We start from the raw sequence: 13,611 nt of genomic DNA on the forward strand, positions 1-13,611 counted from the left end.
CCCGGGCCGTGCTTTTGTTATGTTGAGCTTGCGCAGAAGCGCTACGCTACCGACTTCTTGAGCTTGTCGCCAAACACGGCTTTCACCTTGTCGACCTTACTCTTGACCACGAACTGGCAGTAGGGCTGATTACCGTTCAGGTTGTAGTAGTTTTGGTGGTAGTCCTCAGCGGGATAGAACTCCTTGAGCGGCACAATTTCGGTGGTAATCGGCTGGTCGAAGGCGTTGGCCTCGGTCAGCTTTTGCTTGTACTGCTCAGCCAGGCGCTGCTGCTCCGCGTTCTGAAAATAAATTCCCGAGCGGTACTGCGTGCCCACGTCATTGCCCTGGCGGTTGAGGGTTGTCGGGTCGTGGGTTTTCCAGAACACCTCCAGCAGCTCCTCGTAGCTGATAACCTGCGGGTCGTAAGTCACCTGGATGACTTCGTTGTGCCCGGTCAGGCCGCTGCACACTTCCTTGTAGGTAGGGTTGGCAATGCGCCCGCCGGTATAGCCCGATACCACTTTCTGTACCCCGTTCAAGTTCTGAAAAACGGCTTCGGTGCACCAGAAGCACCCGCCGCCAAATGTGGCCTGTTCCATTCTTCTATTTCTAAAGTCCAAGTCAAATACTGAATACTCTATAAGCAAATTCCAGCTCTGAAGGTTTCAAGCTCGGCCTTATTGATTTCCTAAAGCTGGCCGCCGGGCAGGGTTGAGCTCCGAACTCACTACCAACTGTGCCTGCTAGTCCGGCAGAGTACTCTGCAAAAGTTTCCAGGGGCCTGCTGGCAGGTCAGCGCTGCCTCCACAACGTGCGGAAATGCCTGCTGACCAGCCAGCAGGCCCGTCATGCATTCCTGAACCCCTTGCTGACCAGCCAGCAGCCCTTGTACCAAGCCCGAAAAGGCCTGCTGGCTGGTCAGCAGGCCTTCTACAGCTTATAAAAGCTGGTGCTGACCAGGCAGGATGCATGTATATTCATGCAAAAGCCCTCCCTGACTGCTCAGGAAGGACTTTTCTAATCGGTGCCAGGACACCGCAGAGTGGCAGGCCCTGGGCCCTTACTTCTTGAACCGGTCGGCCACGATGAGGTCCTTGGTGCCGTGGCCCCAGGAGTAGAACCCCTCGCCCGACTTCACGCCCAAGCGGCCGGCCATGACCATGTTGACCAGCAGCGGGCAGGGGGCATATTTGGGGTTGCCCAGGCCTTCGTGCAGCACCCGCAGGATGGCCAGGCACACGTCCAGCCCGATAAAGTCGGCCAGCTGCAGCGGGCCCATCGGGTGGGCCATGCCCAGCTTCATCACCGTATCGATTTCCTCCACGCCGGCCACGCCCTCAAACAGGGTAATGATGGCCTCATTGATCATCGGCATTAGGATGCGGTTGGCTACGAAACCGGGGTAGTCGTTTACCTCAGTGGGCGTCTTGCCCAGCTGCCGCGAAATCTCCATGATGCGGCTCGTCACCTCATCGGAAGTCGCGTAGCCGCGAATTACCTCCACCAGCTTCATCACCGGCACCGGGTTCATGAAGTGCATGCCAATGACCTTGTCGGCGCGCTTGGTCACGGCGGCAATCTTAGTGATGGAAATCGAGGAAGTGTTGGAAGCCAGGATGGCGCCGGCAGGGGCGTGCTGGTCCAGGTCGCGGAAGATCTGCAGCTTCAGCTCGACGTTTTCGGTGGCGGCCTCTACCACCAGCTCCACGTTCTGCACGCCTTCGGCCACGCTGGTAAAGGTAGTGATGCGGCCCAGGGTGGCCGTTTTATCGTCTTCGGAGAGGCCGCCCTTGGCCACCTGACGGTCCAGGTTTTTGCCGATGGTGGTCAAGGCCTTGTCCAGCGCGGGCTGGCTGATGTCAATCAGGGCAACGGAAAAACCATGCTGGGCAAATACGTGGGCAATGCCATTGCCCATAGTACCCGAGCCAATAACGGCAACATTCATCATGGAAAGCGGAGAAAGGAGGGTGGGAAAGAAAACTGCGGACTACTTCCGGCGCGGCGGCCGGGAAATACGGCGCAAAGCTAACCTGAAATTACGGTCAGCCCAATGCAGAAAACGGAAAGGAAAGGGAGGGGTGAGAAAAAATCTAGGGAACGGTAAAAGCCGGTTTCCACCGCGGAATAGCCCTTTTCAAGCTCGACAAGCCTGGAATTAATTAAATTTTTCTGACACGATATATCCTTTTGCTAAGGCCCGCGTACAAAACCGCAAATCACCTTACAGCAACTTCCAACCCTTAACAACTGCTGCAAAGAGGATTTGTTTTTTTCCTTCTTTCACCTTCCATTCCAACCACCAACCACCATGGGAAATCTGCTCTATATCATCGCCGTCATTCTGATCATCATCTGGGCTCTGGGCTTCTTCGGCATTCTCGGCGGAGGTTTGGCCAACAATAGCCTGATTCACGTGCTGCTGGTAATTGCCATCATTGCCATCCTGTTGCGTGTTATCCGCGGCGGCCGCGTAGTGTAACTACGGCTGCTGCTTTAGTCTGAAAAAACAAAGAGCGGGCTCCCACGAAAGTGGGAGCCCGCTCTTTGTTTTGCCCAAAGGCTACCATAACCAAGTAGCGCGGCGCTACTTGGTCAGGTTGTACAGGAAGTTGAAGCGAATTTCGGGCTGGCCGTAGGGCGAAGTGCGGAAGCCCTGGGCATCAATGCCGTCATTGAAGTTGTAGAGCACTACGATGTCGGCGGCCATCCGGTCGCCGAGCTGGCTGCGGTAGCCAGCCCCGGCCAACGGCGTGTTCAGAGTGCGGTTGAGCCGGCCGGTAGAGGCGTCGTACTCGGCCTTGAGCATAGTGCGCGTTACCTCGTACTCCAAGTGGGCAAAAAACTGGTTGATGACCATGTACTGGGCAAAAACCTTCAATCCCACGTTGTTGGACAGCACCCGTTTGGGGTATTCCACATTGTTGTAGAGGCGCTGCAGCTGCCGGTAATCTTCCGAGTAGCTCAGGCTATTATAGGAGTAGCTAATTCCGGGGCCAATGGAGAACTTTTCATTTACCCGGTAGCCAATGGCCGGAGCCAAACTCACGTTGAACTGCCCCTGGCCGGCATAGCTGCTGTAGCCCAGGCCCACGTTGGTATACAAAAAGTATTTCTGCAGCGGCTTGGGCTGCTCGGAAGCCCGGCTACCCTTGGGAAACTCCAGGCCCGAGGGCGAATTCGGATTACGCGGGGTCGGCAACGGCTCGTCCACGGGTGGGGGCGCGGGTACCGGTACGGCCTGGCGCGGCGCGGGCTGCGAAGGCCGGGGCGCACTGGTGCCGGGCGGCGCCGTGTTCAGCTGGGGCTTCTGCGTCGAGGTACGGGTCGTATCGGTTTGGGCCTGGGCGGCCGGAGCCGCTGCCAGACTGGCCCCCGCGAGGGCCAGCGTAATCAGAATTCGTTTCATAGCAGGATGCTAACGAGATTAAGAGACGAGTTGGTATTTGCGCTGCCGCAACGCCTTGATTTGGTCATCGGCCAGATACTCCTCGTAGGTCATGCGGCGGTCAATGATGCCGTCGGGCGTGAGCTCGATGATGCGGTTGGCCACGGTTTCGACAAACTGCAAGTCGTGCGAAGAGAAAAGCAAAGTACCCTGGAAGTCGCGCAGGCTGTTGTTCAGAGCCGTAATGCTTTCCAGGTCGAGATGGTTCGTTGGGTCGTCGAGCACGAGCACGTTGCCCGATTCCATCATCATTTTGGAGAGCATGCAGCGTACTTTTTCGCCCCCGCTGAGCACGTTCGACTTCTTCTGCGACTCCTCGCCCGAGAACAGCATCCGACCTAAAAAGCCCCGGATAAAGCTTTCGTCTTTCTCCGTAGAATACTGCCGCAGCCAGTCGACCAAGTTCAAGTCGGTGTCGAAGAACTCGGCATTTTCGCGCGGGAAATACGACGGGGTAATGGTCGTGCCCCACTTCATGTCACCCGAGTCGGCTTTGATTTGCTCAAACAGGATGTCGAAGAGGAGGGAAGCGGCCCGGTCGTCGCGGCTGATGATGGCTACCTTGTCCTTCTTGTCGAGCGAGAAGGACACGTTACGGAATACCACCTGGCCCTCCACCGACTTGCTCAGGTTCTCGACCGTGAGCAGCTGGTTGCCGGCTTCGCGCTCGGGCTTGAAGGCAATGTAGGGGTACTTGCGCGACGACGGCTTGATTTCCTCCAGCGTCAGCTTTTGCAGCAGCTTCTGGCGCGAAGTAGCCTGCTTGGACTTGGAGGCGTTGGCCGAGAAGCGGCGCACGAATTCTTCCAGTTCCTTGCGCTTGTCCTCGGTCTTCTTATTTACTTCCTGGCGCTGCTTCAGTGCCAGTTGGCTCGATTCGTACCAGAACGAGTAGTTGCCGGGGTACATGGTAATCTTCGAGAAGTCCAGGTCGGCCATGTAGTTACACACTGCGTCGAGGAAGTGACGGTCGTGGCTGACCACAATCACCGTGTTCTGGAATGAGTCGAGGAAGTTTTCCAGCCACAGCACAGTCTCGGCGTCGAGGCCGTTGGTTGGTTCGTCGAGCAGCAGCACGTCGGGGTTGCCAAACAGAGCCTGAGCCAGCAGCACCCGCACTTTGTCGGAGCCGCCCAGGTCGCCCATCATCGTGTAATGCTTGTCTTCACCAATACCCAGGCCCGAAAGCAGTTCAGCCGCTTCGTAGTCGGCGTTCCAGCCCTCCATGTCGGCAAACTCGCCTTCGAGCAGGGCGGCCCGCTCACCGTCGGCGTCCGAGAAGTCGGCTTTGGCGTAGATGGCGTCTTTCTCTTCCATCACCTTCCACAGCTTGGTGTGACCCATAATCACGGTCTGGAGGACCGGGTACTGGTCGTAGGCAAACTGATCCTGGCGCAGCACCGAGAGGCGGGCCCCGGCGGGCATGTCGACCGAGCCGGTGTTGGGCTCAATCTCGCCCGAGAGAATCTTCAGGAAGGTGGATTTACCGGCCCCGTTGGCCCCAATAAGGCCGTACACGTTGCCGGGCAGGAATTTAATGGTGACGTCTTCGAACAGGATGCGCTTACCGTAGCGCAGGCTTACGTTGGAGGTACTGATCATATGCGGAGAAAAGCGAGAAAACCAGGGTTGGGCCCACCGCAAAAGCGGGCAAATAAGTCAATCAGAGTGCGAAAATAGACAAAATGCGTGGGGCATAATATTTCGGGAGCTCCCGCCGGGATTTGAGGCGGGGCGGAGCACCCGAAGTGAGGCCCCGGAGTCGGAGCAAAGCCAGGAAATACCGTCCCTAAACGGGTGTGCGCCGCTAAAAAAATAAATCCCGGGACAACATCCTTGCTCAGAACCAAGTATATAAATCACAACTGCTTTGGTACGTGCGGTGAGCGGGCTTCTTCAACAGTCCCCACGAAGTTGCAGTTCCGAAGCACTCTTTCGTCTTAACTCATACACTTTTTCTCTTCTGAAGTATGAACAGTGCAAACCTCACCCCCGAAAAAAATGGATTCCGCTATGGGCTGCTGACGGCCGGTGGTATGATTGTTTATTTCTTCCTGGCCTCGCTGCTGCACCTCACCGACCGGGTTGAGTTTAGTTTTCTAAACGGCGTAGTTTTAGCCATCGGTATCTGCATGGCTATTTCGCACTACAAGAGCGTGCGCCACGACCGGATGCCTTACCTGCACGGCTTCGGCACGGGTATCATTACTTCTATCGTAGCTGCCGTGGTATTCGGGTTGTTCTTTGTCGTGTACACGGTTATCAATCCTTCCATCATGAACCAGCTGCGGGCCCGAGACTTGTTTGGCGCCGACCTGTCGGTAGTCATTGCATTTTTGGCCATTATGCTGCAAAGCGTGATGTCGGGCGTTATCATTTCGTTGGTTGCTATGCAGTACTTTAAGAGCCCCGACCACAAGCCGCTCGAAGGTATTGAGTAGTCTAGTATGACTTAGTTGAAAAAGGCCGATTTCAGATGCTGAAATCGGCCTTTTTTATTGCTAAAAGCCATTGGATACGGAACCTTGGTAATTGAAATCGATGTTGATAATGCGGTTGCGATTTTGACAAAATGAATATATATTTGGATAATATATATGGTGGTCAGTTCGGGGCGTTAGTACTCTGTCCCGTTTAACACTACGTTTTATCAGCTCACAGCCTGTACGCTTTTCACTACCGCTCCTATGAAATCCCTATTGCTCACACTGACCCTGTTTTTGAGCCTGGCCACGGTGGCCAGCGCCCAGAAGAAAGATAAACACGCCGAGATGCCCGGTTCCGAGCAAATCTCCGAAGCCCGGGTGGCCGAGCTAACCCGGCAGATGTGCAACCAGCTCCACCTGAATGAGGCCCAGTACATCCGCCTGCGCGAGGCTAACCGTATCAAGTTGTCCCGCCTCGACGAGATTCAGTGGCAGTACAAATCGGAGCCCGGCCAGCAGCACGCCAAGATTGCCGAGCTCGAAGCCCAGTACGAAGCCGAGTGCAGCCGCATTCTGACGCCTTCCCAGCTGAGTTTGTTTCACACCCAGCAGCAGCGCGACCCGGAGCCCGAGCGGCCCGTCACCAACGAAGGCGGCATTGGCTAAGCTGTTGTTCTGCTAAGTTTAAAAAGGCGGCTTCCTCACCCGGGAAGCCGCCTTTTTGCTGGGCTACGGGCGTAGTTAATGCCGGATAGGGGCCCGCTCGTAGAGTACCTCGGTGACGGTGCCCAGGGGCCCGAAGCGCAGCACCAGCTTGTTGGCCGAGGAACGTTGATGCGCGGGCTCACATTGGGTGCCGGGCTCCAGATAGTAGAAATACAGCTTTTCGGTTTGCTCACTGAGCTCCTCTTCATCGGGGCGGCCAAACAGCGCGTCGATGTCGTCGGCGCGGGTGCCGTAGAGCAGCTCCCGGTGCTGCTGCAGAGCGGGTAGTTGGGCTTGGCGGCGGTTCTGGCAGGCGTAGGGGTCGCGGCGCCACACCTCGGCATCGAAGCCGGGCAACTCGGGCAGGGAATGGCCGCAACTACAGAGTAGCACCATGCCAAGTGCGGAAAGAAGAATCGGACGAATATGCATAACCTGAGAACAACCGGGAACCGACGGTAAGAAAGACTCGTTAGACACGCCAAGAAGCATGCAACGGAAGCACGAAAGTACTAGATTTGCCTAGCCACGCTCCTGGAGTTCTTCTATCCCCGTCATTTTAGGCCGATTTCAGCCCATGCCCACCCCACGGACTGCCTTTGCGGGCTTACTGCTGACCGCACTTTCGTTTCTTATGCCCTCCGCGCCGGCCTCGGCTACTGATGACCCGCGGAACCCCCAGAAAATCACGGCTGCGGCCAACGCCGCGGCCCGGAAAGCTTTTTATACCGCCGCTTTTGAGCAGCACATGCTGCTGACCTACACCCAGAGCGGGCTGACCCAGAGCGGCTTGTCGATGAGCGTGTTTCGGCAGGCTTTGATTGGCTACTACAACCTGCAGCAGCGGGGCCTGGCTTCGGCCACGAAGCCTTTGCTGACGGTCATCGACTTTAGCCGCTCCAGCCGCCTGAAGCGCCTGTGGGTGATTGATCTGAAAAAACAGCGGGTGTTGTTTAATACGTTGGTGGCTCACGGTAAAAACACCGGCGAGGAGTTTGCCAAAGCGTTTTCCAACGTAAACGGGTCGGAGCAGAGCAGCATCGGCTTTTACCTGACTGGCAACACTTACACTGGCAAGCATGGCCTCTCACTGAAGCTGCAGGGCCTGGAACCCCGCTACAACAGCAATGCCGCCAGCCGGGCCGTAGTGGTGCACGGGGCCGAGTACGTGTGCGAGGATTTCGTGCGGCAGCACGGCCGCTTGGGGCGTAGCCAGGGTTGCCCAGCCCTGCCTACCGACCAAGCTGGCAGCATCATTCGCACCATCAAGGGCGGCTCAGTGATTTACGCCCACGCCCCGGCTGCCGTCAACTATACGTCCTCGTTTTTGCAGTTGGACCCCGCTCTCACCGCCTTTGCCCGCACTCAGGGCTTAGCCAAGCTTTAAATTGTTCCTCTAGTTGTTTGTTGTTCGTTCAAAGAAAAACCCAGCCGTACGGTTGGGTTTTTCTTTTTAGGGCTGAATAGCCAATAGCAGAGTCAGCGCCGGTGCTAAGCCCGGTCGCCGGTGGCCTTCACCAGGTTAATGCCAGCGAAGAAGAAGATGAGGCCCACGGCGAACGGTACCAGGGAGTTCATCTTGCTCAGGCCCAACCCACCGATTTGCAGAAAGCCCAGGGCTCCGGCAATGATGCCGAGGATACCCAGAATGGTCAGGATTGCGCCGAAGGTGCGTTTTTGGTTCATATAGAGGGAAAGATTAAGGATCAAAAGAAAAATAGTAGCCCGGCAGCAAACCGGTCTTGGCCTGATACGCAGATACCTGCCATTTGGGTATATAGAGCTAGCACAACCCTACTACTTGCTTCGCGTTACAAGCGAAACAGCTCCTCGGGGCTGATTTTCCATCCGCCCATTTCCACATCCACACCACCATGAGAGGAAGCATTCGCTACATAATTGCCCTGGTTCTGGCCGGGTTTTCATTCATAACCTACTACTGCAAGCGCTCCACCAACGAAGTAACCGGGGAGGTGCAGCACGTCGATATGACGGCCGAGCAGGAAATAGCCCTGGGCTTACAAGCCGCCCCCGAAATGGCCCAGCAGTACGGTGGCCTGCATCCCGACCGGCAAGCTGCAGCCCGGGTCGAGGAAATCGGGCAGCAGCTCGTGCGCAGCACCAAGGCCAGTCAGACCCCCTACAAGTTCCAGTTTCATTTGCTGGCCGACGAAAACACGATTAACGCCTTTGCCCTGCCCGGCGGGCAGATTTTCATTACGGCGGGCTTGCTCAAAAACCTGCGGACTGAAGGACAGGTGGCCGGAGTATTGGCCCACGAAATTGGCCACGTAGTGGGTCGGCACTCGGCTGAGCAGGTAGCTAAATCCAACCTGACCCAGGGCCTGACCGGGGCCGCCGCCATTGCCGTCTACGACCCGGACCGCCCCAGCACGGCTGCGGCCGCGGCCGCCACGGCTATGGTTGCCAAACTCGTAACGATGCGCTTTGGCCGCGAAGACGAGCTGGAGTCCGACCGGTTAGCGGTGGACTTTACGGCCCAGGCCGGCTACAACCCCGAGGCTATGATTCAGGTAATGCAAATCCTGGAGCAAACCGGGGGCGGCAGCCGCACGCCGGAGTTTATGAGCACCCACCCTAACCCGGGGAACCGTATTGGGGAGATTCAGCAGGCCATTGCCGCCGACTTTCCGCAGGGACTACCCGCGGGCCTCAAGCCGTAGTTGTAATGGCTTAACAACCCTTATCTTCAACTGTGGCCGGGCGCAAGCTCGGCCACAGCGCGTTTAATCCCGTACTAGCGAGCAACTACCCTAGTTTAGAACTTCTCCCACCATGGCTGCCCCACCCATTTTACTCCGGCTGTTGTTTGTGTTGAATCCCATTTCGGGCGATATCGACAAGTCCTCACTGGAAGATACCATCACCAGCTTTTGCCGGGAACGAGGCCGCACCGTTACCTTTTTTCACACCTCCGGCGAGAATGACCTGACCAAGCTGCAGCGACATATCCGGGAGCATTCATACGATGCCGTATTTGCCGCCGGTGGCGACGGTACGGTCAGCCTGGTAGCCGAGGCCCTGACCGAAACCAACCTGCCGCTAGGCATACTTCCGCTGGGCTCGGGCAACGGTTTATCCAAGGACCTGGGCATTCCGCAGGATCAGCAGGAAGCCCTGCACCTGATCTGGGACCACCAGGTACGCGCCATCGATACCCTGCGCGTAGGCGGCACGTTCTGCGCCCACCTGGCCGATCTGGGTTTCAACGCGCTGGTCGTGGAGCGGTTCTGCAGCGGCGACACCCGCGGCCCGGGGGCCTACGTGCGGATTGCCATGCAGGAGTACCTGGGCTACGAGCCAGCCCATTACCGCATTATTACCGACCAGGAAACCTACGAGGGCCCTGCCTTTATGGTCACGGTGGCCAACGCCAACACGTTCGGCAGCAACGTAGTCATCAATCCGGACAGCCGGCTCGACGACGGGGAGTTTGAAATCTGCCTGATTGAGCCCTTTCCCGGTACCGCCGCGCTGGGTATTCTCTACCAGCTCTACACCGATGCCTTCGATGAATCGGTGTATACCCGGCGACTGCGCTGCCGCCGGGCCACCATTGAAGTGCCCGGCCACGACCAGGTACTAGTGCAGGTAGATGGAGAGCCGCAGCAAGCCAGGCTACCCCTGCAGGTCACGATTGAGCCCCAGAGTCTGCGGGTGCTGCTGCCGCTGTAGGAGCCGGTGGGGCTGCAGGCACCAGTTGCTTGCGGAACACTTCGGCCGCTAGGGGCTCAGCGGCGCTGGTGCCGGGCTCGTAGGTGCGCAGCCAGACTTCGCCACCCTGGTAAAATTCCAGGGCGAAAAACCCCTTGTGCTCGTGGGTAAATGTGGCTTTGCCGCCTGGCTGCACGAAAGCCGTTTTGCTACCCGAGCCGCTCACCAGAAAGTGGCCTTGCCGGTAGTGGAAGTACTGCAGGTTGTGGTCGTGGCCGGCGGCGTAAATAATATTGGGGAACTGGTGTAGCACCCGCAGCAGGCGGCGGCGCATCTTGCGGTAGCGCGGGTGGGCCATGTCCTCGGCCGCCCCGATGAGCTTGCGGTACGCCGGAAACAGGGAGCCGATGATAGGCAGCGGCACGTAGGCTTTTTTGTGGGCCGCCGTTAGGGGAAACAAGTGCTGTTTGGTCGTGAATTTACCCCCGTGCATGGCATTCGAGTACAAGGGGTGATGTCCGGCCACTACTATCTGCTGGTGGCGGTTGTGCTCCAGAATTTCCTGCAATTGCGCAAAGGGCTCCTTTGAATTACTCACCGTGCAGCCAAACTCGGGCCCCAGGGGCCGCGGGCCGTTTTGCACCCACCACTGCGTATTGAGCACGACTAGTAGCAAGCCCTCGGCCAGCTGCAGCGTAACCGGGCCCGGGCAGCCTTTGGCGGGCAGGTAATGTGCGGCGGGTAGATGCTCCAGCACGTAAGCTTCCTGCCGCAGCAGGTACTGGTAACCGTCGGGACGTCCTTTGTTCCAGTCGTGGTTGCCGCTGAGGAAAATAACCCGGCCGGCATACTGCTGAAAGGCGTCGAGCTGGGTATTGAGCCGTTTTTCTGCCGCCGCCCGCCCCGGGTGCGTAGGAGCCGGAATACCGGTTGGGTACACATTGTCGCCCAGAAGGACCACGCTGCTCTCGGCCCCGGCCTCCCCAAGCCAGTGCTGCAGCAGGTTGAGCACCGGGTCCTGCCCGTCGGTGGCCACCGCGCCCAGGTCGCCGACCAGGGCCAGGCGGTGGCGTAACTGGCCAGTTTGGGGCGTCTGGCTGGCCCAGCCGGCCTCCGCAGGCGCCACGAAAGGCTGCCGTCGGTAGCGCCGCTCCAGGCTGAAGCGGTATAGCAGCCAAAGGGCCAGGCCGGCCACCAGGGCCAGGGTAAAATATACGAGTTGGGCTACGGTAACCAAGCAGGAGCGGCGTCAGGAAGAGTGAAGGAGTAGGAGGGCCCCGGGCTTAGAAGTTCGGGGGCGTCAGGTTTTTGAAGTGGCCGTTGAGCCGGGCGCGGTCCTTGAGCCGCTCAGTTTCCATGATGACGGGCAGGATGTTTTCCAAGTGTTCCAGCACGATTTCCTGCCGTTCCAGCTCACTGGTAGTCGCCAGCAACTGGTATTCCTGCTCGGTGGTCAGGCCCAGGTTGTGGGCCACGTCGTAGATGCGGTAAGTGGGAGGCAACTCCACGAAGAGCTTGCGCAGACCCAGGGCCGTATAGAGCTGCTGTACGTACTCGGTGATGCGCGTTTTGAGGGCCGCATCCTGGTCGGGGTCATCGGCAATATCCTCGACCGTGCCGGCCGCGTACAGTTTGCCGGGAGCCTGTCGATGGAATTCCCGGATACGAAACACGCCCACCGCCTTGGTGCGGATGTCCATTTCTCCGTTTTCGTACTGTTTGTCGATGCCCACCAGCCGCATTTCGGTGCCCAACTCGCTGACCCCATCGTTGAGGTAGGGCGGAATGCCAAACGTGACGCCAGTTTCCACGCAGTCGTGTACCAGCTGCCGGTAGCGGGGCTCGAAGATGTGCAGGTTGAGTTTTTCGCCGGGAAAGACGACCAGGTTCAGGGGAAACAGGGCTAGGAGTCGGGGCATACAGACAGAACAGAGAAACCGATAAAAAGTACGGCGAATTGGCCGGCGGGTACGGCGGTGCGGGCACAATTCCGCTATTTTTGCCCGCCGGGCCTAGCGCAGGCCTTTGAAAAAGAAATCAGCACAACCCGCAACGAGTGGCGAATTATTCACAGTACTGGCGCCAAGCCTGGCGGATCGGCCTGCAGGTAGGGGCTGCTTTATTCCTGACGTCCATTGCCTGGGTACTGGTGTACCGCTGGGTGTCGCCGCCGGCCACCTGGCTGATGCTGGAGCGCCGGGCCCACGCTCCGGTTGGCAAGGGCTACTACGGCATCCGGGAGGAAGGCCGCCGCATCAGCTACGATTTCAAGGGCCTCGACGAGGTGTCGCCCCACGTGCCCCTGGCTCTGATTGCGGCCGAAGACCAGCTGTTTCTCAAGCACCACGGCTTCGACTTCAACGCCCTGCAGAAGGCCGTAAAAACCAACATGCAGGACGGTCATAAGCTGGTAGGCGGCAGCACGATTTCGCAGCAGGTGGCCAAAAACGTGTTCTTATGGCACGGCCGCAGCTACGTACGCAAGGCCGCCGAGGCGTATTTTACCATGCTCATCGAACTGCTCTGGGACAAGCGCCGCATCATGGAAATGTACCTGAGCGTGGCCGAAATGGGCGACTGTACTTTCGGGGTGGAAGCGGCTTCCCAGCGGTATTTTCACAAGCCAGCCAGCCAAGTGACGCCCGCCGAAGCAGCCTTGCTGGCGGGCGTGCTGCCCAATCCGCTACGGTTTCGGGCCAGCAACCCCGGCCCCGCAGCCCGGGCCAAGCAGCGCCGCGTGATGCGCAACATGCGCCGCCTGGGCGGCACGACCTACGTGCGCGAGCTAATTGAAGAATAAGCCATTTGGGCCTTTACACCCTGCCAACTCCATGAAAAAGCTGCTTTTCCTTACTACCCTCGGCGCTTTCCTCACCTCCTGCAACCACGCGCCGTCGCAACCCGGTCAGCAGCCCCAGTCGGAGCAAACCCAGCGCCCGGACCAGATTCGCCGCGCCATTGCCCAGGTGCTGGCCACGCAGTCGGCGGCCTGGAACCGCGGTGACCTGACCAGCTTCATGCAGGGCTACTGGCAGTCTGATTCGTTGGTGTTTATTGGCAAGAGTGGCCTGACCTATGGCTGGCAGCCTACGCTCGACAACTACCGCCGTAGCTACCCTGGGGCGGCCGGCATGGGCCAGCTCACGTTTTCCAACCTGCGCATCACCCCCCTGGACAACGGAGTAGCTCAGGTGGTGGGCCGCTGGCATCTGGCCCGCCCCGCCGCCGGCGACCTGAGCGGCCACTACCTGCTCATTTTCCGCCGCATCAACGGCCAGTGGGTGATTGTCGCTGACCACTCTAGTTGATAAGACGAATGGAGAGAATGTAGGGAGCCTTCTACTATGAAAAGCCCTTTCTCGTGCCAACGGGAAA

General features: G+C 58.4%; 17 protein-coding genes. 9 read left to right on the forward strand and 8 right to left on the reverse strand.

Annotated elements, in window-relative coordinates; translation table 11 throughout:
* Nucleotides 1-41: 41 nt before the first annotated feature.
* Nucleotides 42-581 carry a peptide-methionine (S)-S-oxide reductase MsrA gene (msrA, locus tag MUN80_RS17495; RefSeq protein ID WP_244714757.1) on the reverse strand — a complete coding sequence of 180 codons (540 nt, stop codon included), beginning with the start codon at nucleotides 579-581 and terminating at the stop codon, nucleotides 42-44.
* A gap of 212 nt (nucleotides 582-793) precedes the next feature.
* On the opposite strand from msrA, the gene MUN80_RS26020 reads away from it, so the two are divergent.
* Nucleotides 794-925 carry a hypothetical protein gene (locus MUN80_RS26020; RefSeq protein WP_262922016.1) on the forward strand — a complete coding sequence of 44 codons (132 nt, stop codon included), beginning with the start codon at nucleotides 794-796 and terminating at the stop codon, nucleotides 923-925.
* 117 nt (nucleotides 926-1,042) lie between these two features.
* Here MUN80_RS26020 and MUN80_RS17500 read toward each other — a convergent pair whose 3' ends face one another.
* Entirely contained in the window at nucleotides 1,043-1,933 is an 891-nt protein-coding gene (locus tag MUN80_RS17500) for a 3-hydroxyacyl-CoA dehydrogenase family protein (protein WP_244714758.1), read from the reverse strand.
* Between the two features lie 360 nt (nucleotides 1,934-2,293).
* Here MUN80_RS17500 and MUN80_RS17505 point away from each other — a divergent pair, with 360 nt between their 5' ends.
* The gene (locus MUN80_RS17505; protein WP_244714759.1) at nucleotides 2,294-2,464 is read left to right on the forward strand and encodes a lmo0937 family membrane protein; all 171 of its coding nucleotides are present in this window, start codon (nucleotides 2,294-2,296) and stop codon (nucleotides 2,462-2,464) included.
* Between the two features lie 105 nt (nucleotides 2,465-2,569).
* Here MUN80_RS17505 and MUN80_RS17510 read toward each other — a convergent pair whose 3' ends face one another.
* Both MUN80_RS17510 and MUN80_RS17515 read right to left on the reverse strand, forming a co-directional pair.
* Nucleotides 2,570-3,391, reverse strand: coding sequence for a hypothetical protein (locus tag MUN80_RS17510; protein WP_244714760.1), 822 nt, complete (start codon nucleotides 3,389-3,391; stop codon nucleotides 2,570-2,572).
* An 18-nt stretch (nucleotides 3,392-3,409) separates the two neighbouring features.
* Nucleotides 3,410-5,032: an ABC-F family ATP-binding cassette domain-containing protein gene (locus tag MUN80_RS17515; protein WP_244714761.1), complete on the reverse strand. Its 1,623-nt coding sequence runs from the start codon at nucleotides 5,030-5,032 to the stop codon at nucleotides 3,410-3,412.
* A gap of 368 nt (nucleotides 5,033-5,400) precedes the next feature.
* On the opposite strand from MUN80_RS17515, the gene MUN80_RS17520 reads away from it, so the two are divergent.
* Together MUN80_RS17520 and MUN80_RS17525 are read left to right on the forward strand one after the other, a co-directional pair.
* Complete coding sequence (locus MUN80_RS17520; RefSeq protein WP_244714762.1) at nucleotides 5,401-5,871, forward strand: DUF4199 domain-containing protein; 471 nt, start codon at nucleotides 5,401-5,403, stop codon at nucleotides 5,869-5,871.
* A gap of 246 nt (nucleotides 5,872-6,117) precedes the next feature.
* On the forward strand, nucleotides 6,118-6,522 hold the full coding sequence (locus MUN80_RS17525; protein ID WP_244714763.1) for a hypothetical protein: 405 nt from the start codon (nucleotides 6,118-6,120) through the stop codon (nucleotides 6,520-6,522).
* A 75-nt stretch (nucleotides 6,523-6,597) separates the two neighbouring features.
* Here MUN80_RS17525 and MUN80_RS17530 read toward each other — a convergent pair whose 3' ends face one another.
* Complete coding sequence (locus tag MUN80_RS17530) at nucleotides 6,598-6,957, reverse strand: hypothetical protein (protein ID WP_244714764.1); 360 nt, start codon at nucleotides 6,955-6,957, stop codon at nucleotides 6,598-6,600.
* 238 nt (nucleotides 6,958-7,195) lie between these two features.
* Here MUN80_RS17530 and MUN80_RS17535 point away from each other — a divergent pair, with 238 nt between their 5' ends.
* Nucleotides 7,196-7,948 (forward strand): murein L,D-transpeptidase catalytic domain family protein, encoded by a 753-nt coding sequence (locus MUN80_RS17535; protein ID WP_244714765.1) that lies wholly within the window; start codon nucleotides 7,196-7,198, stop codon nucleotides 7,946-7,948.
* A 104-nt stretch (nucleotides 7,949-8,052) separates the two neighbouring features.
* Here the strand turns inward: MUN80_RS17535 and MUN80_RS17540 are convergent, their stop codons facing one another.
* On the reverse strand, nucleotides 8,053-8,247 hold the full coding sequence (locus MUN80_RS17540; RefSeq protein ID WP_100335980.1) for a hypothetical protein: 195 nt from the start codon (nucleotides 8,245-8,247) through the stop codon (nucleotides 8,053-8,055).
* 188 nt (nucleotides 8,248-8,435) lie between these two features.
* Between MUN80_RS17540 and MUN80_RS17545 the strand changes: the two genes are divergently transcribed.
* Together MUN80_RS17545 and MUN80_RS17550 are read left to right on the forward strand one after the other, a co-directional pair.
* Nucleotides 8,436-9,245, forward strand: coding sequence for a M48 family metallopeptidase (locus MUN80_RS17545; RefSeq protein WP_244714766.1), 810 nt, complete (start codon nucleotides 8,436-8,438; stop codon nucleotides 9,243-9,245).
* 112 nt (nucleotides 9,246-9,357) lie between these two features.
* Entirely contained in the window at nucleotides 9,358-10,257 is a 900-nt protein-coding gene (locus tag MUN80_RS17550) for a diacylglycerol/lipid kinase family protein (protein WP_244714767.1), read from the forward strand.
* Here MUN80_RS17550 and MUN80_RS17555 read toward each other — a convergent pair.
* Together MUN80_RS17555 and MUN80_RS17560 are read right to left on the reverse strand one after the other, a co-directional pair.
* Entirely contained in the window at nucleotides 10,214-11,473 is a 1,260-nt protein-coding gene (locus tag MUN80_RS17555; RefSeq protein ID WP_244714768.1) for a metallophosphoesterase, read from the reverse strand. The genes MUN80_RS17550 and MUN80_RS17555 overlap by 44 nt on opposite strands.
* A gap of 46 nt (nucleotides 11,474-11,519) precedes the next feature.
* Nucleotides 11,520-12,155: an LON peptidase substrate-binding domain-containing protein gene (locus MUN80_RS17560; RefSeq protein WP_244714769.1), complete on the reverse strand. Its 636-nt coding sequence runs from the start codon at nucleotides 12,153-12,155 to the stop codon at nucleotides 11,520-11,522.
* A 137-nt stretch (nucleotides 12,156-12,292) separates the two neighbouring features.
* Between MUN80_RS17560 and mtgA the strand changes: the two genes are divergently transcribed.
* Nucleotides 12,293-13,036, forward strand: a complete 744-nt coding sequence (gene mtgA, locus MUN80_RS17565) for a monofunctional biosynthetic peptidoglycan transglycosylase (protein ID WP_244714770.1) — start codon at nucleotides 12,293-12,295, stop codon at nucleotides 13,034-13,036.
* A gap of 31 nt (nucleotides 13,037-13,067) precedes the next feature.
* Complete coding sequence (locus tag MUN80_RS17570) at nucleotides 13,068-13,544, forward strand: YybH family protein (RefSeq protein ID WP_244714771.1); 477 nt, start codon at nucleotides 13,068-13,070, stop codon at nucleotides 13,542-13,544.
* The last annotated feature ends 67 nt before the right edge of the window (nucleotides 13,545-13,611 follow it).

Source organism: Hymenobacter cellulosivorans (assembly GCF_022919135.1).
Taxonomy (GTDB): Bacteria; Bacteroidota; Bacteroidia; order Cytophagales; family Hymenobacteraceae; genus Hymenobacter; species Hymenobacter cellulosivorans.

Coding starts and splice junctions, on each gene's coding strand:
- msrA (WP_244714757.1), bottom strand. CDS start 581: ATGGAACAGGCCACATTTGGCGGCGGGTGCTTCTGGTGCACCGAAGCC.
- MUN80_RS17520 (WP_244714762.1), top strand. CDS start 5,401: ATGAACAGTGCAAACCTCACCCCCGAAAAAAATGGATTCCGCTATGGG.
- MUN80_RS17530 (WP_244714764.1), bottom strand. CDS start 6,957: ATGGTGCTACTCTGTAGTTGCGGCCATTCCCTGCCCGAGTTGCCCGGC.
- MUN80_RS17560 (WP_244714769.1), bottom strand. CDS start 12,155: ATGCCCCGACTCCTAGCCCTGTTTCCCCTGAACCTGGTCGTCTTTCCC.
- MUN80_RS17505 (WP_244714759.1), top strand. CDS start 2,294: ATGGGAAATCTGCTCTATATCATCGCCGTCATTCTGATCATCATCTGG.
- MUN80_RS17540 (WP_100335980.1), bottom strand. CDS start 8,247: ATGAACCAAAAACGCACCTTCGGCGCAATCCTGACCATTCTGGGTATC.
- MUN80_RS17510 (WP_244714760.1), bottom strand. CDS start 3,391: ATGAAACGAATTCTGATTACGCTGGCCCTCGCGGGGGCCAGTCTGGCA.
- MUN80_RS17515 (WP_244714761.1), bottom strand. CDS start 5,032: ATGATCAGTACCTCCAACGTAAGCCTGCGCTACGGTAAGCGCATCCTG.
- MUN80_RS17570 (WP_244714771.1), top strand. CDS start 13,068: ATGAAAAAGCTGCTTTTCCTTACTACCCTCGGCGCTTTCCTCACCTCC.
- MUN80_RS17550 (WP_244714767.1), top strand. CDS start 9,358: ATGGCTGCCCCACCCATTTTACTCCGGCTGTTGTTTGTGTTGAATCCC.
- MUN80_RS17525 (WP_244714763.1), top strand. CDS start 6,118: ATGAAATCCCTATTGCTCACACTGACCCTGTTTTTGAGCCTGGCCACG.
- MUN80_RS17500 (WP_244714758.1), bottom strand. CDS start 1,933: ATGATGAATGTTGCCGTTATTGGCTCGGGTACTATGGGCAATGGCATT.
- MUN80_RS17535 (WP_244714765.1), top strand. CDS start 7,196: ATGCCCTCCGCGCCGGCCTCGGCTACTGATGACCCGCGGAACCCCCAG.
- MUN80_RS17545 (WP_244714766.1), top strand. CDS start 8,436: ATGAGAGGAAGCATTCGCTACATAATTGCCCTGGTTCTGGCCGGGTTT.